Origin of the sequence: Bradyrhizobium neotropicale (genome assembly GCF_001641695.1) — a bacterium.
Taxonomy (GTDB): Bacteria; Pseudomonadota; Alphaproteobacteria; order Rhizobiales; family Xanthobacteraceae; genus Bradyrhizobium; species Bradyrhizobium neotropicale.
The window spans coordinates 1-18991 of sequence record NZ_LSEF01000054.1 but is presented as its reverse complement, the minus strand read 5'-3'; the positions used below and the strand labels follow the sequence as shown (position 1 = coordinate 18991).

Annotated in this window: 23 protein-coding genes and 2 pseudogenes; 14 read left to right on the top strand and 11 right to left on the bottom strand. The window is 63.6% G+C overall.

The window, feature by feature from the left end; translation table 11 throughout:
• The 3 genes from AXW67_RS17995 to AXW67_RS17985 all read right to left on the bottom strand — a co-directional run.
• Window positions 1–950 (bottom strand): IS481 family transposase (locus tag AXW67_RS17995; protein ID WP_082907694.1); only part of this gene is annotated, 950 nt, incomplete at its 3' end.
• A gap of 128 nt (window positions 951–1078) precedes the next feature.
• The gene (locus tag AXW67_RS17990; protein WP_063678941.1) at window positions 1079–1648 is read right to left on the bottom strand and encodes a TetR/AcrR family transcriptional regulator; all 570 of its coding nucleotides are present in this window, start codon (window positions 1646–1648) and stop codon (window positions 1079–1081) included.
• Window positions 1648–1992, bottom strand: coding sequence for a DMT family transporter (locus AXW67_RS17985; protein WP_063678940.1), 345 nt, complete (start codon window positions 1990–1992; stop codon window positions 1648–1650). Before AXW67_RS17985 ends, AXW67_RS17990 begins: the two co-directional genes overlap by 1 nt.
• Window positions 1993–2314: 322 nt before the next feature.
• Between AXW67_RS17985 and AXW67_RS17980 the strand changes: the two genes are divergently transcribed.
• Together AXW67_RS17980 and pdxY are read left to right on the top strand one after the other, a co-directional pair.
• The gene (locus tag AXW67_RS17980) at window positions 2315–2956 is read left to right on the top strand and encodes an FMN-binding negative transcriptional regulator (RefSeq protein WP_063678939.1); all 642 of its coding nucleotides are present in this window, start codon (window positions 2315–2317) and stop codon (window positions 2954–2956) included.
• 48 nt (window positions 2957–3004) lie between these two features.
• On the top strand, window positions 3005–3823 hold the full coding sequence (gene pdxY / locus AXW67_RS17975; RefSeq protein WP_063678945.1) for a pyridoxal kinase: 819 nt from the start codon (window positions 3005–3007) through the stop codon (window positions 3821–3823).
• 18 nt (window positions 3824–3841) lie between these two features.
• Here the strand turns inward: pdxY and AXW67_RS17970 are convergent, their stop codons facing one another.
• A complete protein-coding gene (locus AXW67_RS17970) occupies window positions 3842–5152 on the bottom strand; it encodes a hypothetical protein (RefSeq protein ID WP_063678938.1) in 1311 nt (436 codons plus the stop codon).
• 295 nt (window positions 5153–5447) lie between these two features.
• On the opposite strand from AXW67_RS17970, the gene AXW67_RS17965 reads away from it, so the two are divergent.
• The 3 genes from AXW67_RS17965 (at window position 5448) to AXW67_RS43200 (ending at window position 6544) form a co-directional block, all read left to right on the top strand.
• A complete protein-coding gene (locus AXW67_RS17965; protein ID WP_063678937.1) occupies window positions 5448–5714 on the top strand; it encodes a hypothetical protein in 267 nt (88 codons plus the stop codon).
• 183 nt (window positions 5715–5897) lie between these two features.
• Window positions 5898–6068, top strand: a complete 171-nt coding sequence (locus AXW67_RS17960) for a Flp family type IVb pilin (RefSeq protein WP_063678936.1) — start codon at window positions 5898–5900, stop codon at window positions 6066–6068.
• A 329-nt stretch (window positions 6069–6397) separates the two neighbouring features.
• On the top strand, window positions 6398–6544 hold the full coding sequence (locus AXW67_RS43200) for a hypothetical protein (RefSeq protein ID WP_201723684.1): 147 nt from the start codon (window positions 6398–6400) through the stop codon (window positions 6542–6544).
• Between the two features lie 132 nt (window positions 6545–6676).
• Here AXW67_RS43200 and AXW67_RS17955 read toward each other — a convergent pair whose 3' ends face one another.
• Window positions 6677–7252, bottom strand: a complete 576-nt coding sequence (locus AXW67_RS17955; protein ID WP_063678944.1) for a bifunctional transcriptional activator/DNA repair enzyme AdaA — start codon at window positions 7250–7252, stop codon at window positions 6677–6679.
• Between the two features lie 103 nt (window positions 7253–7355).
• Here AXW67_RS17955 and AXW67_RS17950 point away from each other — a divergent pair, with 103 nt between their 5' ends.
• Window positions 7356–7802, top strand: a complete 447-nt coding sequence (locus AXW67_RS17950; protein WP_245315611.1) for a nuclear transport factor 2 family protein — start codon at window positions 7356–7358, stop codon at window positions 7800–7802.
• Window positions 7803–7849: 47 nt separating this feature from the next.
• Here the strand turns inward: AXW67_RS17950 and AXW67_RS17945 are convergent, their stop codons facing one another.
• Window positions 7850–8200 (bottom strand): zinc ribbon domain-containing protein YjdM, encoded by a 351-nt coding sequence (locus AXW67_RS17945; protein WP_027556037.1) that lies wholly within the window; start codon window positions 8198–8200, stop codon window positions 7850–7852.
• A gap of 296 nt (window positions 8201–8496) precedes the next feature.
• Between AXW67_RS17945 and AXW67_RS17940 the strand changes: the two genes are divergently transcribed.
• Window positions 8497–9903: an adenylate/guanylate cyclase domain-containing protein gene (locus tag AXW67_RS17940; protein ID WP_063678934.1), complete on the top strand. Its 1407-nt coding sequence runs from the start codon at window positions 8497–8499 to the stop codon at window positions 9901–9903.
• Window positions 9904–10311: 408 nt separating this feature from the next.
• Here the strand turns inward: AXW67_RS17940 and AXW67_RS17935 are convergent, their stop codons facing one another.
• Window positions 10312–10875, bottom strand: a complete 564-nt coding sequence (locus AXW67_RS17935) for a phasin family protein (protein ID WP_063678933.1) — start codon at window positions 10873–10875, stop codon at window positions 10312–10314.
• Window positions 10876–11220: 345 nt separating this feature from the next.
• Here AXW67_RS17935 and AXW67_RS17930 point away from each other — a divergent pair, with 345 nt between their 5' ends.
• Window positions 11221–11724 (top strand): hypothetical protein, encoded by a 504-nt coding sequence (locus tag AXW67_RS17930; RefSeq protein ID WP_035687753.1) that lies wholly within the window; start codon window positions 11221–11223, stop codon window positions 11722–11724.
• Window positions 11725–11814: 90 nt separating this feature from the next.
• Here the strand turns inward: AXW67_RS17930 and AXW67_RS45045 are convergent, their stop codons facing one another.
• Window positions 11815–12048 carry a GCG_CRPN prefix-to-repeats domain-containing protein gene (locus AXW67_RS45045; protein ID WP_082907945.1) on the bottom strand — a complete coding sequence of 78 codons (234 nt, stop codon included), beginning with the start codon at window positions 12046–12048 and terminating at the stop codon, window positions 11815–11817.
• A gap of 240 nt (window positions 12049–12288) precedes the next feature.
• Window positions 12289–13206: a hypothetical protein gene (locus AXW67_RS17925; protein WP_347336754.1), complete on the bottom strand. Its 918-nt coding sequence runs from the start codon at window positions 13204–13206 to the stop codon at window positions 12289–12291.
• Between the two features lie 290 nt (window positions 13207–13496).
• Between AXW67_RS17925 and AXW67_RS17920 the strand changes: the two genes are divergently transcribed.
• From AXW67_RS17920 to AXW67_RS17900, 6 genes are all read left to right on the top strand, one after another.
• On the top strand, window positions 13497–14045 hold the full coding sequence (locus tag AXW67_RS17920; RefSeq protein WP_063678931.1) for a helix-turn-helix domain-containing protein: 549 nt from the start codon (window positions 13497–13499) through the stop codon (window positions 14043–14045).
• Window positions 14046–14227: 182 nt separating this feature from the next.
• Window positions 14228–14677: a hypothetical protein gene (locus AXW67_RS17915; RefSeq protein ID WP_245315609.1), complete on the top strand. Its 450-nt coding sequence runs from the start codon at window positions 14228–14230 to the stop codon at window positions 14675–14677.
• A gap of 149 nt (window positions 14678–14826) precedes the next feature.
• A complete protein-coding gene (locus AXW67_RS17910; RefSeq protein ID WP_027556366.1) occupies window positions 14827–15024 on the top strand; it encodes a hypothetical protein in 198 nt (65 codons plus the stop codon).
• Between the two features lie 410 nt (window positions 15025–15434).
• The gene (locus AXW67_RS17905) at window positions 15435–16031 is read left to right on the top strand and encodes a hypothetical protein (RefSeq protein WP_082907944.1); all 597 of its coding nucleotides are present in this window, start codon (window positions 15435–15437) and stop codon (window positions 16029–16031) included.
• The gene (locus tag AXW67_RS40615) at window positions 16015–16536 is read left to right on the top strand and encodes a hypothetical protein (RefSeq protein ID WP_082907943.1); all 522 of its coding nucleotides are present in this window, start codon (window positions 16015–16017) and stop codon (window positions 16534–16536) included. Before AXW67_RS17905 ends, AXW67_RS40615 begins: the two co-directional genes overlap by 17 nt.
• Window positions 16537–16989: 453 nt before the next feature.
• Window positions 16990–17835, top strand: coding sequence for an FkbM family methyltransferase (locus tag AXW67_RS17900; protein WP_063678930.1), 846 nt, complete (start codon window positions 16990–16992; stop codon window positions 17833–17835).
• 155 nt (window positions 17836–17990) lie between these two features.
• Here the strand turns inward: AXW67_RS17900 and AXW67_RS17895 are convergent.
• Window positions 17991–18265, bottom strand: a pseudogene (locus AXW67_RS17895) (lytic transglycosylase domain-containing protein); the annotation flags it as partial.
• 416 nt (window positions 18266–18681) lie between these two features.
• A pseudogene (locus AXW67_RS42760) lies at window positions 18682–18991 on the bottom strand (hypothetical protein); the annotation flags it as partial.

Below are 18991 nucleotides of genomic sequence, written 5' to 3'. Positions count from 1 at the left end.
CTGTGGAATCTCAACAGGTCGTCCTCCGGGAGACGGAGGCGGCTGATGGGTGGTTTGGCTTGCAAACTACCGTGTGGGCGATGCCAGTTGTAGTGCTGAAGCCAGATTGGCAGGTTTTTGGCGCGCTGGTCTGAGGTGTCGTAGGAGCGAGCGTAAGCCCACTCGCGCAGCGCTGTCTGGATGAAGCGTTCGGCCTTGCCGTTTGTTTGGGGCCGATATGGTCTGGTGAAGATGTGCCTGAGGCCGAGCTTCCCGCACGCTCTGGCGAAGGCCTTGGCACGGTAGCAAGAGCCATTGTCGGTCATGATGCCGGTGACCTTCATACCGAGGCTGCGGTAGTAAGCGACGGCTTCCCTGAGGAAGGCGATGGCACTTTCCTTTTTCTGATCACGCCGGATCTGGGAGAAGGCCAGGCGCGATGCATCGTCGATCGCCACGTGGACGAACTCGTGGCCGGCGCCGCGGCTTTCACCCTTCTGACGATCGTGCGTGATGCGGTGGCCGGGTCTGACGAACCTGCCGAGCTTCTTGATGTCGATATGGATCAGCTCGCCGGGCTGCTCGCGCTCGTAGCGGCGCACCGGCTCGGCCGGCTCCAGATCGCGTGTCCGGCTTAATCCCAGGCGGCGGAGTATGCGGCTGACGGTGGCCCGTGACAGCCCAACCTCGGCTGCGATCTGCTTGCCGGTGTGGCGCTGCCGGCGCAACGCCTCGACGGCCTCGCACGTGGCCCGCGGGGTTTGGCTTGGCGATGAAAGGGGTCTGGAGGAACGATCACGCAATCCCTCGACACCTGCTGCGCGGAACCGCTCGACCCATTTGGCTACCGTTTTCGGTGTCGTGTTGAACTGGTCAGCCGCGGCAGCCTGGCTCAGTCCGTCCTCGACCACGCCTCGCACCATCGCCTCTCGACCTGTGGGCGTCAAAGGCGCATTCTTGTGGACGTTCATCTGGTCTCTCCGTGGAAACGTTGAAGCTTCGCAACCTCAGCTTCCTCGGTTCAGACCAGATGGACAACCTCCTGAGACACCAAAGCTAACCCACCCTACGGGATAGTTTCGTCTTTTCGGGCGCGCCGCTACGCGCGCCGATGGGTCTGCGCGAGCAACCGGCCGTGCACGGCGCGCAAGTCGGCACTCATGCGGGTCTGCCCCGTGGTGACGTAGGACAGCCAGGCGCCGTCGGCGGCGAGGCGCACGACATGAAGTTCGGGCGCGCCATCGGTCGAGCGATGACGCTTCAGACGCGCCTTCATCCAGTCATTCCAGAGCCGGCGCAGCGGCGGATCGGTGACGACGACCATGCTGAGCGCGGCCCAGGGAGTATCGAAGCCGAACGCCTTGCCGGTGAACACCGCATTGACGTAAGCGCGCGTGAAGCTGCCGCGCGGCTTCGGATCCGCTGCGATGGCCGCGTCGATCTCGGCATCGACGCGGGCCAGGAGGTCGGCGAACAGACCCTCGATCAGCGCCTGCTTGCTCGAAAAATGATGAAACAGGCCGCCCTTGGTCACGCCGGCTGCCGCCGCCACCGCCTGCACCGTGACGCCGGATACGCCATGGTCCATGGCGATGGCCGCCGCGCAGTCGAGCAGGGCGCGCCGCACTTGCTCCGGCTGCTTGGTGCGGGTGTAGGCGCTGCCCGGCATCAGTGCACCGTCGTCTCCGAGAACAGGTTGATGATCACGACCCCGGACACGATCAACCCGATGCCGACGAAGGCCGCCGCATCCAGCATCTGGCGGAACATGACGAAGGAGACCGTGGCCGTCAGGATGATGCCGACGCCGCCCCAGATCGCATAGGCGATGCTCAACGGAATGACCCGGATCGCCACCGACAGCGCGTAGAACGAGGCGACATAGAACAGCACCATCGCCAGCGTCGGCCACGGGCGGGTGAACTGCGCGGATTGCTGCAGGAAGGCGGAGGCCGTCACCTCGAAGATGATGGCGAGGGCGAGCGCTGCGTAGGCATTGAAGGCGGAGGTCATGACCGGCTCGGGAGTTCTGCGCATGAAAGATACCGCGCGGTAGGTATGTTTGGCACGCGGAACATGGCGTTTGCTAGGCAGGCCATGCCAGGGGCTCATATCACGTGTGAGTGACGGGCCCGCGACAGTCCGCGTACCCGAGGGGACGTGGCGCCGCCCGTGATTCCCGGAATGGCCGACGTGCTCTGCGCCTGTCTCGCGGAGCTGACGCGGCATCGAAGTATTCCCGACGCCCGCGGTCGCAGCCGATTATCGCTTCGGATTCGGTCGGATGATGGGGTAGCTTTCGCGTCTGGTCCACTCAGCAGCCGAGCGCCGCGCCATGCATGTTCTTCGTCCCCAGTTCCGCATCGAGGAGCAGCGCGCGCTGGCGTTTGCGGCCAGGCGCGGTTTTGGCGTGATCGTGGCCGCTGACGAGCGCGGGCCGCGCGGATCGCATGTGCCGTTCGTGCTGGATCGGCGCGACGGCCGCGCGATCGTGCAGATCCATCTGACGGCGAAGAATCCGTTGGTCGGGCTGGCCGACGGCAACACGCGCTTCCTGCTGATCGTCGCCGGCGACGACGCCTATGTCTCCAACGACTGGTATGCCTCGCCCGACAACGTCTCGACCTGGCTCTATGAGGCGGTGCATCTGTCCGGCGTCGCGCATCTGCGCGGGCTCGAGAAGAACCGCGGCCATGGCGATGCGCTGCTCGCGGCGTCCGAGGCGCGGCTGCCGAAGTCGCCCTGGGATCTGTCGCAGATGGAGCCGGACAAGCGCGAGAGCATGCTTGCCGCGATCCGCGTCATCGATCTCGTCGTCGACGAGGTCGAGGGGCAGGCCAAGCTCAATCAGCACAAAAGCGATGCGGACCATGTCGCAGTCGCCGACAAGCTGGCACGGTCGGAGGAGAGCGGGCATCGGCGCCTCGCCCAGGCGATGCGGGCGCTGCGGCCGGGGCTTGGGTATGACGCCTCGTGATAGCCGGACCGCTTGCGCGACGGCGTGATTGACCTTACGGACCTCTCCATGCTCGTCATTTCCATCCAAAGCCAGGTGGTCCACGGCCACGTCGGCAACAGCGCAGCCGTCTATCCCATGCAGGCGGAAGGCGTGAACGTCGCCGCGGTGCCGACCACGCTGCTGTCGAACCATCCGCGCTATCCGAGCCTGCGCGGGCGCGTGCTCGAGGCGGAGCTCGTCGCCGACCTGCTCAAAGGCGTCGAGGAGCGCGGGCTGGTCGAGCAGGCCGCCGTGCTCGTCACCGGCTATCTGGGCTCGCCGGCCAACGCCGCCGTGATCGCCGATTTCGCCGAGCGCGCGCGACGGTCGAATCCGAAGCTCGTCTATCTCTGCGATCCCGTGATCGGGGATGACGGCCGCATCTACGTGGCCGACGGCATTTTGGACGTGCTCCGTCACCGGCTGCTGCCGGCCGCCACGCTCATCACGCCCAACCAGTTCGAGCTCGAGCTGCTCTCCGGCATCAAGGCGACAGATGTACAGGGCCTGCGCGCGGCGAGCGCGGCGCTTGCCGGGCAGGGCCGAACCGACGTCGTCGCCACCGGCTGCGAGCTCGCCGATACGGCAGCGGGGCAGGTCGAGACGATCCTCTGCGCGGACGGGCAAGTGTCGCGCTTTGCGACGCGGCGCCTGCCGATCCGCCCCTACGGTACCGGCGATCTTCTGACCGGCCTGATCGCAGCGCATCTTGCCAAGGGCGTGACCCTTGAGTCGGCCGTTCGCCTCGCTGTCGAGACAGTCTTTGCGGTGCTGCAGCGTACGCAGGAGCAGGGATCGGCCGAGATGCGGCTTGTTCCGCTGCCAATGTCAGGGCCGCGCGCATAAGGCGCGGCCGAGCTCGGCTCAGATCGTGCGTCCCTTGGCCGCCCGCGCCGACTTCTGCGGCTTCGCCGGGCTGCGGTCACGCGCAGCGTGCTTCACCTTCGCCTTCGGCGCCGCGTGCGCCTTCGCGTTCGAGGCAACGTGGCGCTCGCCGGTGCCGCGTCGCGAGACGTATTCCTGGCCGTCGACGGGCCCGACATGCGGCGGATCGCGGTCGAGATAGGGGCGGCCGATGCCGAGCGCCTTGCCGTTGGCGTCGATCCACTTCCACAGCACCTCGGTCGAGACCCAGCGCTGCGCGCGATTGTCGCCCTTGGTGCTCACGACGTCGGCGGCGAGCCCATGACCATAGCCGCCGCGAAAACTGCCACCATGAAAGGACCGATCGGAGGCCGCCTTGAGGCCGCTGGCGATCGACTGACGATAGTCGTCGCGAAACGCGCTGGTGATGCCGGGCGACAGGCCAGCGGCTTCCGCCGCAAGCAGTGCACGAAACAGCTTCCGCTTGAAGCTGCGATCCATGCCGCCGATCACGTAGTCCATCATCGGCATGCCGGCGTGGTCGGCCGCCTTCGGATCCTTCCAGGCAAAATCCTCGTCGACGAGTTTTGTGAAGCTCCGCATCACGGTGATGGTCTTGCCCTTGCGCTTGACGCTGACGGCGCGGCGCTCCTCCACCTTGATCGAATCCTCCTTGGGCGTGCGCTGATAGAGCGTCCACAGATAGCGATCGATGCAGGCGTCGACGACGAAGCATTCGTCGAGGACGGCGACGGTATCGGCGGGAGGTGTCGCCTTGCTCTCGCTGGGCGCCTTGGCGCTGGCGATCGCCGCCGGCGATAGCGGCGCGCCGTCCGGCACGATCTCGCTGGCGTCGGCAGAGGCGAGTTTGATGGCAGTTGCCTCGGTTGCCGGGGTTTCGGTTGCCGCGACCTCGCTGCTCGCTTGAGCTGGGATGTCTGCAACTGCAGGCGGCGGCGCTTCCGCCGGCAGGATCTGCGCCGGATCGGCCGAGGCCAGCTTCACAGCCGGCTCGGGGGTATTGGGCGTGGCCGCTGTCTCCGCTGCCGCGGTTTCTGTGCTGGGCTGCGCAGGCAGGGTGACTGCAACGTCGGCGCTCGCGATGGCGGCGTCGTCAGTCACTGCGGCGCGTGGAACGTCGGCGCGGTCGATGTTGGCGGCGAAAGCTTTTGCCTTGATTTCGGCGGCAGCGTTGGCGCCGCTGTTCTCGATGAGGGCGGGGTCGTGGGCGGACAGGGAGAGCGCCAGCCAGCCCATGACTACGGCCGATGGGCACGACACCGCCACCAGGAGAGATCGCCGATCGTTCATGATCCCAGCCTCCAAAGGCTCGATCCGAGCCTGCTTGCACAGCTAGCCACGCGGCACGTTGATTGTTCGGGGTCAGATGTGGCGGCGCAATGGCGCAGTTGAGGTAGGGCGGTCGTTTTCCGCAAACCTGTGCCCGCGAGGCAACGATCGGGAACTTTTGGTAATCGGGCCCGCCGGCGGATTTCCGCCAGACGTGATCTGCGAAATCTGCATTGTTGCAATGCAACATGTTGGCTGGTGCGGTGCAGCAACGCTGACTATTTCGGGTTCTCATGCACTACCCAGGAGAATCGGTGTGAAGAGAATTTCGTTTACCATTGCAGCCGTCGCCGCCCTGTCGCTGGCCGGCGTCACGGCCGGTTTTGCCGCGGAACTGCCGACCTATCAGGCGGCCGGGCTGCCGATCTCGCCGGCTCAGGTCGCGGTGCTGGGCGGCTCCCATGTCGACGGGCAGGTGCTGGCCTCGACCAATGCCACGCCGCACCAGCTTAAGGTTCTGACGCCGCGGAAGGTGTCGACTGCTGCCGCCGTGCCGGGCCAGACCGAAGGCCGCGCGCGCTAAGTTCAGGCTCTTTCGAACTGCAGGAAGCCCGCGACTTCGTCGCGGGCTTTTTATTTTGGTTTGCTGTTTTGGCGTGGCAGAAGGCCGTTTCGCGTCAAATTAAGCGGCCCGCATTTACTCAATCTTTGATTGCGGTCTGGCAATTCTCCCATCTCGACAACCTCCGGCTGAAATTGGAAGAGCATGAAAGTGAAAAGCGTCATCGCCAAATTCATCGCCGATGAGTCCGGCGCCACCGCCATCGAGTATGGCCTGATCGCCGCCGGCATCGCCCTTGCCATCATCGAGGTGATCTATGCCCTCGGCATCAACCTCGTCGCCAAGCTCACCGCGCTCGCGACGGCGTTGAAATAGAAGCTGGTGTTGGATCCGTCATCCTGAGGCGTGAGGCTTGCGATGCGAACGCATCACAAGCCGCGCCTCGAAGGATGAATTGAACCACCTCTGCCGCTCGACCGACTACGACATCAGCAGCGGCTGGGCTGCGCGCCAAGGAGCGGACGTATGCGCATTGATGCACTGACTGAGAATCCTACAGCGTACAAGTTCGCGTGGGCGCTTCCCGTCATGTACGCCCGTTCATAACAGCGTCCTGCTCTTTAACGCTTTGTTTTGAGGGGCGCGCGCCTGATATCGAGGCCGCATCTTGAGCGGCCAATTTTGAATTCATAATGGAGACCGTCATGTCCGTTGCGCAGAAAGCAGTTGTCGCTACCGCGTCCCCGCGCGCATTCCTCCTCAAGCAGATCGCGCTGTTCGCCGGCGCCGTGCTGTTCGTGTTCGTGCTGAGCTTGACGTATGGGCTCGACCTCAGCCCCGGGTTTTTCTGAACGGTCCCGCCTCCGGCGTAGTGCGGTAGGGTGGGTTAGCCGAAGGTGTAACCCACCGCGTCTTGCGCGGCGACAAAAGTGGCGGGTTACGCAGGCGGACTGCGCTTCGCGCAGCCGCAGGGCTAACCCACCCTATGAGTGCGTGCTACGGGCTTGCCTCGTCCGCAGGCTTGACGGCGGGCGGCCATAGAGCTCGACGAAGGCGGCGTTGAAGCGGCGGAGGCTGCCGAAGCCGGCGTGGAACGCGATCTCCGTCATGCTGTGATCGCTGCTGTTCAGAAGGCGCTTGGCGCGCTGGACGCGGAGCGTCTTCGCAAGCTGTTGCGGACTGGCGCCGACATGCTGCTCGAACAGCCGTGCGAGATGGCGCGAGGAGATGCCGAGGCGTTCCGCCAGCGCCACCACCGAGTCCTCGTCGAGAGCGCCGTCATTGATCAGCCGCACCGCCCGCGCGACCGTCGAGCGCGTGCCATTCCAGGCCGGACAGAACGGCGCGGTCTCGGGGCGGCAGCGCAGGCAGGGCCGGAAACCGGCGGCCTCGGCTGCGGCCGCAGTCGGATAATAGTCAACGTTGCGCGTCAGCGGCTGCTTGGCCGGGCAGACCGGGCGGCAATAGATGCCAGTGGTCTTCACCCCCGTAAAGAAGCGACCGTCGTAGCGGGGATCCCGGCGCAGGCGCGCGGCGTTGCAGACCTCGAAGCTCAACATGGCCAGATGATAGCGCAAGCCTCACTGCCGGGAAGCAGGGGCACATGACCGAGTCCGATTGTGGCGAGCGGGAACGCGCATGACAGCCTAGAAGGCCGGCCTCATGTCAATGCAAGCCGAGGAGCTCGTCATGACCGGCGCGTCGAAGGACATCGTGCTGAACGCCTGGAAGACCTTTTCATCCCGCGATGCGGACCGCATCGCGGCGCTGTTCACCGAAGATGCTGAATGGATCGCGCCGAAGGGCAACGCCACCGCGGTCGCGCTCGATCACACCGACCACATGGTCGGGCCGCAGCAGATCGCGCGCTTCATCGCGCACGAGATGCACCGGATGTTTGCGAATGTCGATATCGCGTTTCGCGGCATCTACGCCGACGGCGATGTCGTGATCGTGGAGGAGCGCATGCGCGCCGCGCTTCCCGGCGGAGCTCCTTACGAGAACGACTATTGCTTCGTGTTCACCGTGGCCGGCGACCGCATCCGCGAGGTGCGGGAATACATGGACACGCGCAAGGGCTGGCGGATGGTGTTCGGGGAGGGGGCTTGAGGGGTGAAGTGGATCCGTAGGGTGGGCCGCTAACCCATCCTAGGATGCTACGCCTTCTTCACGAACTCCGATTTCAGGTTCATCGCGCCGATGCCGTCGATCTTGCAGGCGATGTTGTGCCCGTCGGTCGCGTCCTGCAGGCGGATGTTCCGGACCTTGGTGCCGCCTTTGACGACCGACGACGACCCCTTGATCTTGAGGTCCTTGACCACGATCACGCTGTCGCCATCGGCAAGCAGATTGCCGTGGGCATCACGCACGCCCGTCTCATGCGAGGCGTCCGGTGCCGCATCCGCCGCAGCACTCCATTCATGGCCGCATTCCGGGCAGACCCAGAGATCGCGATCCTGATAGGCGTGCTCGGAATTGCAGGTCGGGCATTTCATCGTGTCGTTCATAGCTCACCTCGTCGCCCGTCCAGGGCGCGCCGCACCGTAGGTTCGTGTCCGGGTAAATCAAGCAAAACTTCCGGCCGCGATTATCGTTGTTCGGGGCGGCAATTACTTCTGAGGCAGGCAGCCGATAGCCCGGATGGAGCGAAGCGAAATCCGGGGGCAAAGCGGCCGCTGCAGTCCCCGCGAGCTCCCATCATCGTGACGCAGCAATCGGCTGCTACGGGTTGTATGTCGCCCTCCCGGGCATACCTAACGGGAAGCGGATTTCCGCGCGCCCCCCTTTCAGGTAAAACTACCGTATGAGCGAAATCGAAACCTTGTTCGGTGTCCTGCGTCAATCGGCCGACGAGCCCGTCGTCGACCTGCTCGAACGCATGGTGCGGGAATCGCCGGACCATGCCTTGAGCAAGATCAATGCGCTGCATCTCGCGAGCCAATCCGGCCTTGGCGAGGAGCAGGTGATCGGCGGGCTGTTGCACGCGGTGGGGCTCGGCATTTTGGAGATGACCTGGAGCGTGATGTGTCCGAGCTGTGCCGGCGTGCTCTCCGCCAACAAGAGCCTGAAGACGGTGAACAGCCCGCAGTATCACTGCGCGTTCTGCGCCGCCGGCTATGAGACGACGCTCGACAATCTGGTCGAGGTGACCTTCACCGTCAGCCCGCGCGTGCGCAAGATCGCGGCCCACAACGCCGACGAATTGCCGCTCGTCGAATATTATCGCCAGGTCTTCTGGAGCTCGGCCATCGATCTTCCGGCCGATCTCGACAGGCTCATGCGCGAGCTCACGCTGGAAACCGTCGACCTGCCGCCGGGCGAGCGGGCGATCCTCTCGCTGCAGGTTCCCGCCGGCACGCTGATCGTGTTCGATCCCGTCACGCACACAGCGCAGTTCCTCGAGGTCAAGGGCGAGGAGACCAGCGAGCGGCAGAACCTTTCCTTGATCTTCAACAAAGCCGAGGTCCCCGTCGAGGCCGTGAGCTTGCGCCCGGGCGCGCTGCGGCTTGCTTTGGAGAACCGCACTGACAGCCGCGTGCTGCCGGCGGTGTGGGTCGCGAACCAGCGGCTCGACGACCTCCTGACGCGGCGCAAGCCCAGCCTTACGGCCAAGCGGATTCTCACCAACCAGACCTTCCGCGACCTCTATCGCACCGACACGCTCGCGATCGGCCAGCGGCTCAAGATCCTGAGCCTGACCTTCCTGTTCAGCGATCTGAAGGACTCAACCGGCCTCTATGAGCATGTCGGCGACCTCGTCGCCTTCGATCTCGTCAACGAGCATTTCCGCCTCTTGCAGGAGATCATCGCGGCCGAGCAGGGCGCCGTAGTCAAGACCATCGGCGATGCCGTGATGGCGACCTTCGAGACGCCCGACCGTGCGATCGCCGCCGCGATCCGCATGCGCGAGGCCATGAGCGAGTTGGGTGCCCAGCGCCAGCAGCAGGGCCTGCTGCTCAAGATGGGCATTCACGAGGGATCGTGCCTTGCAGTCACCCTCAACGGCCAGCAGGACTATTTCGGGCAGACCGTGAACATCGCCTCGCGCGTCCAGGGCCTTGCCGCCTCGCGCTCGATCGTGGTGACGGAGGCGGTGGTCGATAACGCCGAGACCCGGACCCTGCTGGAGGCCAACGGCCTCAACCCAGCCCGCCGCAGCGTGGCGCTGAGCGGGATCGCGGACAAGGTATCGGTTTACGAGATCCCGTGAGGCGGGTCGGGCTCACTCAAGAACGTGATTGGTTCTCGAACGCTGCGCCGGCCATCGCGTGAGGCGATCGTCGCCGGACGGCCGCGAAAGATCATTCCACACCCGCAGGGAATTTGAGCAGCCGGGTCGGCATCCTCGGGGCAGCGCATGTTCAGCAGTCGCAGGTCGCGACCACTGCGCCATCGCTGCAGCAACTGAGGGTCCCGACGCCGCGGGCGAAGCGCACGGCGGCCGCAGACCGCAACGAAGGACGTGCAGCCAATTGAGCGCTGTTGTTTTTCAGAGCAGGGTGGGTTGAGCTGGTGCGCAACCCACCACCGTGTCGAGGCGCAGTTGATGGGTATCGCGTCCGCCTTCGCTCCACGAGCTGCGGCGGACAGGTCGCTCCACCCATCCGGCGAGCTGGCGCTAGTGACGTGTCGCGCGCAGCTCGAATGTAGTCTGGGTGACCCTCGCCACCCAGCCCTCGAAACGCATGACGCGCTGTTTGACCAATTCTTCCTGCAGGTCGGCAATCTTGCGCGATTCCGCGACGAAGGTTTCGCAGGCCTCCTTCGCAAACTCCATCTGACACGCGAAAGCCTCGGCCGGTGACCGCGCGGAGGCGAGCTTGCCGAACAACGCCCAGCTCTGTTCGAGCGACTTCATGGTGTAGTTGGCGCAGGCATTTGCGATCGCCTGGGGGCTCACTGCAACGAGTTCCAGCGGGGCGATCGGCGCGCTCGCGATCGTCTGTGTCGCGAGGGCGGGCGAGTCTGGGGTCGATGCGACCGGTGAACTGAGTTCCGGACTGGTCTCTTGACCGATCACTTGATCGACCCGTTGCTCGATCTCCTGGCCAGCCTCCGCTGCCCGTGTTTCATCAGTCCTGGCAAGCTGTTGCTCGCCGGCTTTGGGCTGCTGCCCGGCCTTTTTTCGGCCCTTGCGCTGGCTCGGCTTCCCCATCGGCTTGTTCCCGTCCGCACTCAACATCAAACGACACTCCCCAATAAATTAAGCCGCGAGACTTCGCTGCGTTCCCGCCGGAATCGCGGTTGCGCCTTGTCATCGAGGTGGCAGGGATGTGGAGAGATTGGGGAGGACAAAGGGATGTGGGGCTCATTTCCCTGGCCTTCTCCTCGGCATTGGCGCGGAAACTCCCGCATTCAGGGAGAGGTTGTGTACCTGTGACATCGATCATCCCTGCGTGTTGCATCGGAGGTGGGGAGAAAATGGCAAAGCTGCGACTGTCAACGGCATATGTGGTTAGAATGCTGCTTTTCCCCGTAATACACTCAACGTCCTTTGGGGTGCCGGGGCGTATATTTGGAGACCAACATGGCAGGTGTTGAACAATTGCGCAGACGGGAAGGCGTGAACCTGGTTCAACTCGAGGCGGACATCTCATCGGTCCGCCCGGGAAGTTCGATCGCGTCGATTGCTTTGCCTGATTACGTCGAGCACACCGAGGGCGTCACGCGCGTCGGCGCGCTCAGTGCAGAGGCGGTCATTCGCGACTATGAGTCCGCGGCGAAAGAAATCGAGGCCATGGGCAGGGAGTTGATCGACGCCGCGCGAAAATGCGAGGAGCTGACAGCCCAGGTCCATGATGCGATAGCCTTCATGCGCGAAACGGCGGCGGGCTACCGCGAAGAGGGTCGGAAGATCTTCAAACGCATCGAGGAATGCGCGCTCTTCACGGAAGACGTCCGCAAGACATGTGAGGAGGTCAAGCGCAGAATGAAGGACGTCTCGGTCGGCGATTCCTCCGAGCACGAGCCCACGGCGCAAGAGCGCGAGCTGAACGGGATCGCGGCCGTGTCAGTTCAGGAGATATCGTGAGGCCGTAGTCCGTAGGATGGGTTGAGCGCTTGCGAAACCCATCACCTCTTGCGAAGCGAAGTTGATGGGTATCGCTTCGCTCAACCCATCCTACGAGCCGGAAATCCAATCGCTCACCCTCGGGAAGCAGGCCCGTTTGCGGGCATCCCAGACGTAGTCTGCCCCCCCGCAAGGCGGGCGCGCACGAGACGTGACCGGACATTCGTTCCAGACGCGCGCACCCGTGCCCCAGCCATCGACCACGCACGCCCCGGAGCCGGTGGCGTGGCAGCCGGGACCGCAGCCGTCCGCGGCGTTGGCTGCAGAGACCGCAAACAGAAGCATCACAGGGACAGTACAGGCCAACAGGACGCGTGGAAGGTGGCTGGTCATGCGCTCGCTCCTTCATGCCGGTGCCCGCCTGAACGTTGCACAAATTTTGGCCGGGGGCCGCGGGCCGGACTGCGGTGGAGCATAGCACCAAAAGTCAGTGGCTGAGAACGCCGATGCAAGCAGCCCGCGCGAGGCGGATCAGCGAAGCGATTTTCGGGACCTGCGCTGCGAAACGCGCATCCGCCTACGCGCTCACCAGTCCGGATCGCCGTAGGGGTCGACCATATAGGGCGGGGGCATCCAGGGGCCGCGCGGAGGCGGCCTCGGCCGCCGGGGTGGGGCTGCCTGGACGTGCTGGCGCGGTGCAGCCGTATTGTTCTCCTTCACCGGGCTCTGCGCGGCGGGTTTCGCGGGTGAAGCAGCAAGCTGCGCCTGCAGCGCCTGGACCTGTGCGGCGAGGCGCGCATTGTCCCCCGCATCTTTCTCCTGCGCCGTCTTGAGTTGTCGAATGGCGTCGGCCTGCTCGCGAAGCGTCTGCTCGTTGCGGCTCTTCTGTTGCTCGAGCTTTTCGTTGATGCTCGCAAGCGCATCGGTGATGGTCTTGAGCGATTGTGCCAGTTCGGCGGATGGCTGGTCGGGCGCTGTGGCGCCGGCTGGCGGCGTGCTTTGCGCTTCCTTGTGGACCGGCGGCGCCGGCACGGGCGCCGGCTCATCCGCAGCCGCCAGCAGGACCGTTGGCGGCGTCGCGGGCTTCTGAACCTCTGTTACCTCCGGGCGCGGACTCGCGGCCGGCGGGGTCCATCGCGCCATGATCGCCTTGGCCTCATCGCGATATTGCGAAGCGAAGGCGGCGCCAAGGACGCCGATCGCCAGCAGCAGGCCAAGGAAGGCTCGCAGCATGGGCCGGTCCCCCTTCAAGCCTTGGTGGTGGACCTTGCTCTCCTGTGCCGGCGCCTTCTCCACGGGAGCCTCGCCGCGTTCCGCGGCGGCCTCTGCCTGCCGGGGCGGCGGGCTGTCGCTGCCGCGTTCCAATCCGGAAACCAACTGGTCCAGCCGGGCAAGGTCTTCTTCGGCGCTCTTGATCTGTTCATAGGCCCGCGTCAGCCCGCCATCGGCGCGCGGCTCGTCCGGCTTCGGGGCGTCCGGCTTTGGATCTTGCGTCTCAGGCACCGATGCGCTCTCCATTCAGTCCTGCATCAACGGAATGAGTGCGGCAGTCCGATTCATCGAGAGGATAGTTCTCGCCGCCGTCCAAGACAACGCGGGCGCGAGGGAAAAATTATGGCGGCCTCGGCCGGCCGGCCCGTTATCCCATCCACGTTTGCTTTACCATGGCTTCCAGTCCCGGTTGAGACGGTGGAGGCGTTCAGGAAAAATTGCGCGGGCGTTACGCCTGAATTTTAAGGATGCGTCGGATAGGTATGTTCGACCTTGCCGGAGGCCATGGGAGCATACGAACGATGAGCGAGCATCGCGCTGCAGCCAGACATCACACGTTGAGGACCGGCATCGTCGAATTCGACAACGGCACCGGCAGCATCATCAGCGTCCCCTGTACGATCCGCGATGTATCCGGCACCGGCGTCCGCCTCGCACTCAACAGCTCGCTATGGGTTGCGGAGCAGTTTACGCTGATCTTCGATAGCGGCTTACGAAAGGCCTGCCGGGTCGCCTGGCGCAAGGGGAGGCTGATCGGCAGCGCGTTCGCCGATGGTTATGCGAGCCCTGACGAACAGGCTGTCATGATGACCGCGGACGAGCAGGCCCGGCACAGGCGCGAGATCGGTGCGCGCGTCAGAATTGCGCGCGAGACCCGCGGCTACACCGAAGTCCAGTTGGCGGAGCTCATCGGCGTCCCGCCCGGGTTCGTGTCACTTGCCGAGAAGGGCGAGGCGGACATTCCCCTCTACCAGCTCATGCATATCGCCGATCTCCTGCTGGTCAGCCTCGACCGGCTCGTTGCAGGTCCGACGCCGGGTGGTGTACCCGGGGAAGTCGACGCGGCGTAGGGGCGGGTCGGGCGCCCGCCGACAAAATTGTCGAAAACAACCCCATTCAAAGTAGCAATCGCTGCGGATCTTTGATTTCGGCGATACCGAATAACGTTTGACGTGTCGGGCAAAACAGGCGCACTATGGCATGATGGCGCCGGTCCGACGGCCGAGAGCTTGTGCGCGGCCAGGATGAGCCAATGGGCCTGCGCGAAGCGCGCCCGATGATGGGCTCCGCGATGTCAGGGACTTTGCCGCCGACGCATTCCCCGGATGTCGCTTCCGCCTTCGCTCTTCGAGCTACGGCGGACAAGCCGCTCTTCCGGGCTACGCCTGCTGCAAAGGAGGACCCGATGAAATCGCTTTTGCTGCTCACGGCGAGCGGTCCGCTGCTCATTCTCACATCCCACGAGTCCCTGCACGATCAGAAGCTCCTCGAGGTGCTCAGGAACAAGGGGATCGGCAAGTTCGTCGCGTTCGAGGTTCCCTTGTCGCTGGCCAGAACACGCTACGGCGGGCACTTTCAAGCGGTCGAAAGCAACCTGCAGGAGACCGATGATCTGAGGGTGCTCGACTTCGACGGCCAGCGGATCTTTCAGCTCTTTCGTTTCGATGAGCTGGGTGCGCCGAACCTGAAAGAACAGTCGTGATCCCGTTTTGCCTTGCGGCATGATCATGTTTCGCGAAACTCATCATCCCGTTGCGGCGCAGAGCTATCGCATATGTGATGGGTTGAGCAGGGCTGTTCCGAAGTGACGGCGATTGAGGTACGGTGGAGGCCTGGACTGAGGAGTCTGCCATGGCGTCATATACCGTCGGGTTGAAGCTCGGGACGCGTGCCAAGGCGCTCACGATCGAAGCCGAGGACGCATTGGTCGCAGCGCTGAAGATCAAGCTCGAGAACCCCGAGGCCCTCGTCACCTATGTTCGCAAGTCAAACCGACGCGGCGATCGTCGCCACCCGCACGAAACGCTGCGAAGCAGGAAAACCGCCTAGCCGAGACCGCAGCAGGTCGCTCATCCGGGTCACCCTTGCTGCCACAACCAAGGATTTGATGTGATTTCAGTTGCTTGACGCTGCTAAATCCGCCCGCGTGAGACTTGACGTGGGAATGTTGAATACCGCGCGCCACCCCTGACGCGACTGCCCCGCCGTTCCAGCGGAAATCTGGAGAAATTTCCACATCGGTTACTACGCCGCCGCCACCAGTACATTTCCCGATGGCGGAGGGCCGCCTGTCGGGACACCATGACACGGCAAACGCGACGAACTGCAAAGGTTGATCCGCTCGGCCGCCGTTCTCCGGGATCATCATTCAGACCAGCCGCCGCCTCTCATTGTGCTGTCCTCGGGAACCTCACGCGCGGTGATTGGAGATGCGGATCCGACCTCGCGAAGTATAGGCAATGGATGCCATGGCCACGTCGACCGGCCGGATCGAGATAAAGCTTCGCAAGGTGTCGCAGCTCTTCAGTACGCTTGATCCGTCGCCATTCAGGGAAAGTGAACTCGCACTCGAAGCCGAAGACTACATTGTAGCCCGTGCGCAGGAATTGCCGATCGATGCGTCCATCGCGATCGTCATTCATCTGCCGTCAGACGAATTGTCGCGAGCGTCGGCAAGCGACATCGTCATCGCGGTGAAGGATCATTTCGACCTCAGAAGCCAGGCCATGACCAGAGAGATGCGGGAGCTGTTCAGGAACGGGCGGTTCTCGCTTGCGGTTGGCCTTTCCATCCTGTCGTTATGCCTGGTGCTCGGCTGGCTCCTGTTGCGAAAAATGGACGAAAGTCCCGTTTCCCGGATTCTGCAGGAAAGCTTTCTGATCTTTGGCTGGGTTGCGATCTGGAAGCCATCCGACATCTTTCTTTACGAGTGGCCTCCGATGGCCCGCCGCAGGGCGCTCTTCCGCCGGCTTGCTGCTGCAGACGTCAATCTCGATAGCGACACTCCCTGGGATCCCAGCTCGTTGAAGGAGAAGAAGGATGTCAACGCCATGTAAGTTCGAGGCCAGCATCTTGAATCACGAAGAGCAGCAGCTTGTCCTGACCTCCCACCATCCCGCGATCGGAGAGGTCGATCGTGCGGCATTGGAGAAGTTGCGTTTCGTCCTGCGCGACCTTCGCGACAAGGAACGAACACTCGCGCACCGCCAACGACGCGTCGCGAAAGGTTCGGCCGATCCCGGCGGTCGCCGCACGCCCGCGACGGGAGCAAACACGTTCCGGCGCAAGGAAGTTTTTGTTGGCGCCCTCAAGCGCGTCAACAAGGAGCTGAGACGGCTCCAGAACTTTGAAGCACGGCGCGAGCTGGGAGAAGCCGCCCGACGGGCGCTATCGCTGCGCCGGGCCAGGCAGTTCTCGCGCCCGGAAAACCAGCCTACGTCACGTGAGGGCATGCGCGCGCTGCCGAGCCGTCGTCGAACCGTCAAACTTCCTCCCTCGAAGATTGGCCGGGTTTCACAGGCCAACAAGAGGGCACAGGCCAGGCGGGACTCACGGCGCTGACCGGACGCCGCCGGCCGGGGATCCGGGTGAGGGGTTCTGGTCTCACTGAGCGCTGCGGCCCGTCACCCGAATTGCTCTGGACGATGCTCCGCGTCGCCAGCCGCAATCCGACCTCTCCCCGCCGGGGAGAGGTCTATCGCATATGCCCTTGTGGAGCGAACGTGCTCGGCCTTCATGGTTCGACGCGCCGTAAGGCGGCGCTCCTCACCATGAGGGTCTAAGATTTTGCCGCAAAACAAAACCTCACCCTGAGGAGCCCGCCAAAAGCGGGCGTCTCGAAGGATGCGCCGCAAGGAGCCTGCATTCCAAACTCTCTCTCTCTCTCTCTCTCATATGCGATTGCCCTATCGCTGGGGAGAGGTGGACCCCGGACAGCAGACCGAACCTGGTCGAGATAAGCTTCGCATAAGCCGGCATTGCAATAGTGGGATCCAATCTAGAGGAGATTCCGCAATGCCTATCGCGGGGCAAAAGCTCGCCTTTGTCATGGCTTCGTCCAACCATGGAACGATGATCGTCAATCGCTTCGACTATCGCATGATTAGTCCTGACCGCGGCTACGGCGTGGGGTTTCAGATCCTTGAAACGGCGGCTTTCGATCCCGGCGAAGTCAAGGTCGCTCTCGAATTGCTGGCATTGCGACGACGGCACCACGGTGACGGGGTGATCGCCGTCGACTGTGGCGCGAATATCGGCGTGCACACGATCGAGTGGGCCTCGTCGATGACGGGCTGGGGTTCGGTGATCGCGATCGAAGCCCAGGAACGGATCTATTATGCGCTGGCGGGCAACATTGCCATCAACAACTGCTTCAATGCGCTGGCGGTGCATGCTGCCGTTTCCTCCGAATCCGGCATGATGCAAATTCCAAATCCGAACTATTTTGCGCCTTCCAGCTTCGGCAGTCTGGAATTGCGGCAGCGCCCGGGTAACGAATTCATAGGTCAGTCGATCAGCTATACCGACAACACCGTGCTTGTACGAAAAATGACGCTGGACGAGCTCAATCTGCCGCGCGTCGATTTCATCAAGATCGATGTCGAGGGAATGGAGATGGAGGCCCTCGCGGGTGCTCGGGAGACGATCAAGACGTATCGTCCGATCCTCCTGATCGAAAAGATCAAGACGGATAACCGGCAACTTGAGCATTGGCTCCTGGACAATGGCTACCAGTCCATGGCTCTCGGCATCAACATTCTCGCAGTCCATCAAAGCGACGAGTGCTTGAAGGATATCAACCGGACGCAAGGCGCCGGCCAGCAGGCTGAAGCGCGCGGCCTCGCGGAAGCGAATGTCTAGACGAGGCCAAGGTACAGGCTGACTGCTTTTCTCCAGCCCGCAGGATGGCTTGAGCTCTTGCGAAAACCCATCATCTCAGCTCGCATTGATGGGCATCGCTTCTCCCTTCGCTCGTCGAGCTGCGGCGGACGAGCCGCTCCACGCAGCCCTGCGAGCTAATTGCCGTCATCCGCCGCAAGGCGCAGGAATTGCCGCTTCATCGCGTTGACCCTGGACACATAGGCTGCGACGAGGTGGTCGCCGCAGCGTTCGCCGGCCATCATCTGAAAGTGGCGGCGGGCGTAGGCCGTGGCGGGACCTGCGCCGCAGAGATGGATGAACGCGGCCAGATCCTGCTTCTGCTGCGCGCTGGCCTTCACATCGCCCGCGCGGGCGAGAACATCGGCCACATTGCGGTCCGGATACCCGATGCCAGCTCGATGGCGTGATTGAGCTCAACCAAAAGCGGGTATGTGTCGATCTCTGTTCATGAAGATGAATGGAGCTCGATGAGATGTTTCGCATTTTATGGCACAGGTAACCCTTGCGCGCCGATTTCGCCGAGCGCACTCTTGCGGAGCGTTTTCACAAGAACTTACGGAGGGTGCGACCATGCCACGGGTCAAGCAAGCTTCGAAGCAGAAACGCACAACCAAAGCCGCCACCGTGAAGGTACTAGGTGCCGCCGGACTGGGTCTTTCGCTGGCGGGTAGTGCATCCGCATCCACGATGCCCGCTGCCGGTATCCCGCAATCTTACAATACCTGGCCAAATCAGCCCTTCTTTCTTGGCGAAGAGGAAATGGCCGACGTCAGTCTGGCCACGTTCCATCTCTTCGATAGAGAAAACTTTGGCAGCGGCGTGCAGCTAGCGCGCGGGTGCGGTGGTTGCGGGTGCGGCCATGGTGGCGGGGGGTGCGGCGGCGGCCGAGGTTGCGGTGGTGGTGGGTTTGCTGGCGGCCGAGGTTGCGGCGGTGGTGGGTTTGTTGGCGGCCGAGGTTGCGGTGGTGGTGGGTTCGTCGGCGTCCGAGGCTGCGGTGGTGGTGGTGGGTTTGTTGGCGTCCGAGGTTGCGGTGGTGGTGGGTTCGTCGGCATCCGAAGTTGCGGTGGTGCCAGGTTCGTCGGCTTCCGAGGTTGCGGTGGCTTCCGTGGGTGCCGTGGCTTCCGTGGTTGCGGTT

Excerpts from the sequence above, each read along its gene's own strand:
- AXW67_RS17990 (WP_063678941.1), bottom strand. The coding sequence starts at position 1,648 with ATGCCGGGCAGCGCCTACACCCGCACCAAGCAGCCGGAGCAAGTGCGG.
- AXW67_RS17985 (WP_063678940.1), bottom strand. The coding sequence starts at position 1,992 with ATGACCTCCGCCTTCAATGCCTACGCAGCGCTCGCCCTCGCCATCATC.
- AXW67_RS17980 (WP_063678939.1), top strand. The coding sequence starts at position 2,315 with ATGCATGTTCTTCGTCCCCAGTTCCGCATCGAGGAGCAGCGCGCGCTG.
- pdxY (WP_063678945.1), top strand. The coding sequence starts at position 3,005 with ATGCTCGTCATTTCCATCCAAAGCCAGGTGGTCCACGGCCACGTCGGC.
- AXW67_RS17970 (WP_063678938.1), bottom strand. The coding sequence starts at position 5,152 with ATGAACGATCGGCGATCTCTCCTGGTGGCGGTGTCGTGCCCATCGGCC.
- AXW67_RS17960 (WP_063678936.1), top strand. The coding sequence starts at position 5,898 with ATGAAAGTGAAAAGCGTCATCGCCAAATTCATCGCCGATGAGTCCGGC.
- AXW67_RS43200 (WP_201723684.1), top strand. The coding sequence starts at position 6,398 with ATGTCCGTTGCGCAGAAAGCAGTTGTCGCTACCGCGTCCCCGCGCGCA.
- AXW67_RS17955 (WP_063678944.1), bottom strand. The coding sequence starts at position 7,252 with ATGTTGAGCTTCGAGGTCTGCAACGCCGCGCGCCTGCGCCGGGATCCC.
- AXW67_RS17950 (WP_245315611.1), top strand. The coding sequence starts at position 7,356 with ATGTCAATGCAAGCCGAGGAGCTCGTCATGACCGGCGCGTCGAAGGAC.
- AXW67_RS17945 (WP_027556037.1), bottom strand. The coding sequence starts at position 8,200 with ATGAACGACACGATGAAATGCCCGACCTGCAATTCCGAGCACGCCTAT.
- AXW67_RS17940 (WP_063678934.1), top strand. The coding sequence starts at position 8,497 with ATGAGCGAAATCGAAACCTTGTTCGGTGTCCTGCGTCAATCGGCCGAC.
- AXW67_RS17935 (WP_063678933.1), bottom strand. The coding sequence starts at position 10,875 with ATGTTGAGTGCGGACGGGAACAAGCCGATGGGGAAGCCGAGCCAGCGC.
- AXW67_RS17930 (WP_035687753.1), top strand. The coding sequence starts at position 11,221 with ATGGCAGGTGTTGAACAATTGCGCAGACGGGAAGGCGTGAACCTGGTT.
- AXW67_RS45045 (WP_082907945.1), bottom strand. The coding sequence starts at position 12,048 with ATGCTTCTGTTTGCGGTCTCTGCAGCCAACGCCGCGGACGGCTGCGGT.
- AXW67_RS17920 (WP_063678931.1), top strand. The coding sequence starts at position 13,497 with ATGAGCGAGCATCGCGCTGCAGCCAGACATCACACGTTGAGGACCGGC.
- AXW67_RS17915 (WP_245315609.1), top strand. The coding sequence starts at position 14,228 with ATGGGCCTGCGCGAAGCGCGCCCGATGATGGGCTCCGCGATGTCAGGG.
- AXW67_RS17910 (WP_027556366.1), top strand. The coding sequence starts at position 14,827 with ATGGCGTCATATACCGTCGGGTTGAAGCTCGGGACGCGTGCCAAGGCG.
- AXW67_RS17905 (WP_082907944.1), top strand. The coding sequence starts at position 15,435 with ATGGATGCCATGGCCACGTCGACCGGCCGGATCGAGATAAAGCTTCGC.
- AXW67_RS40615 (WP_082907943.1), top strand. The coding sequence starts at position 16,015 with ATGTCAACGCCATGTAAGTTCGAGGCCAGCATCTTGAATCACGAAGAG.
- AXW67_RS17900 (WP_063678930.1), top strand. The coding sequence starts at position 16,990 with ATGCCTATCGCGGGGCAAAAGCTCGCCTTTGTCATGGCTTCGTCCAAC.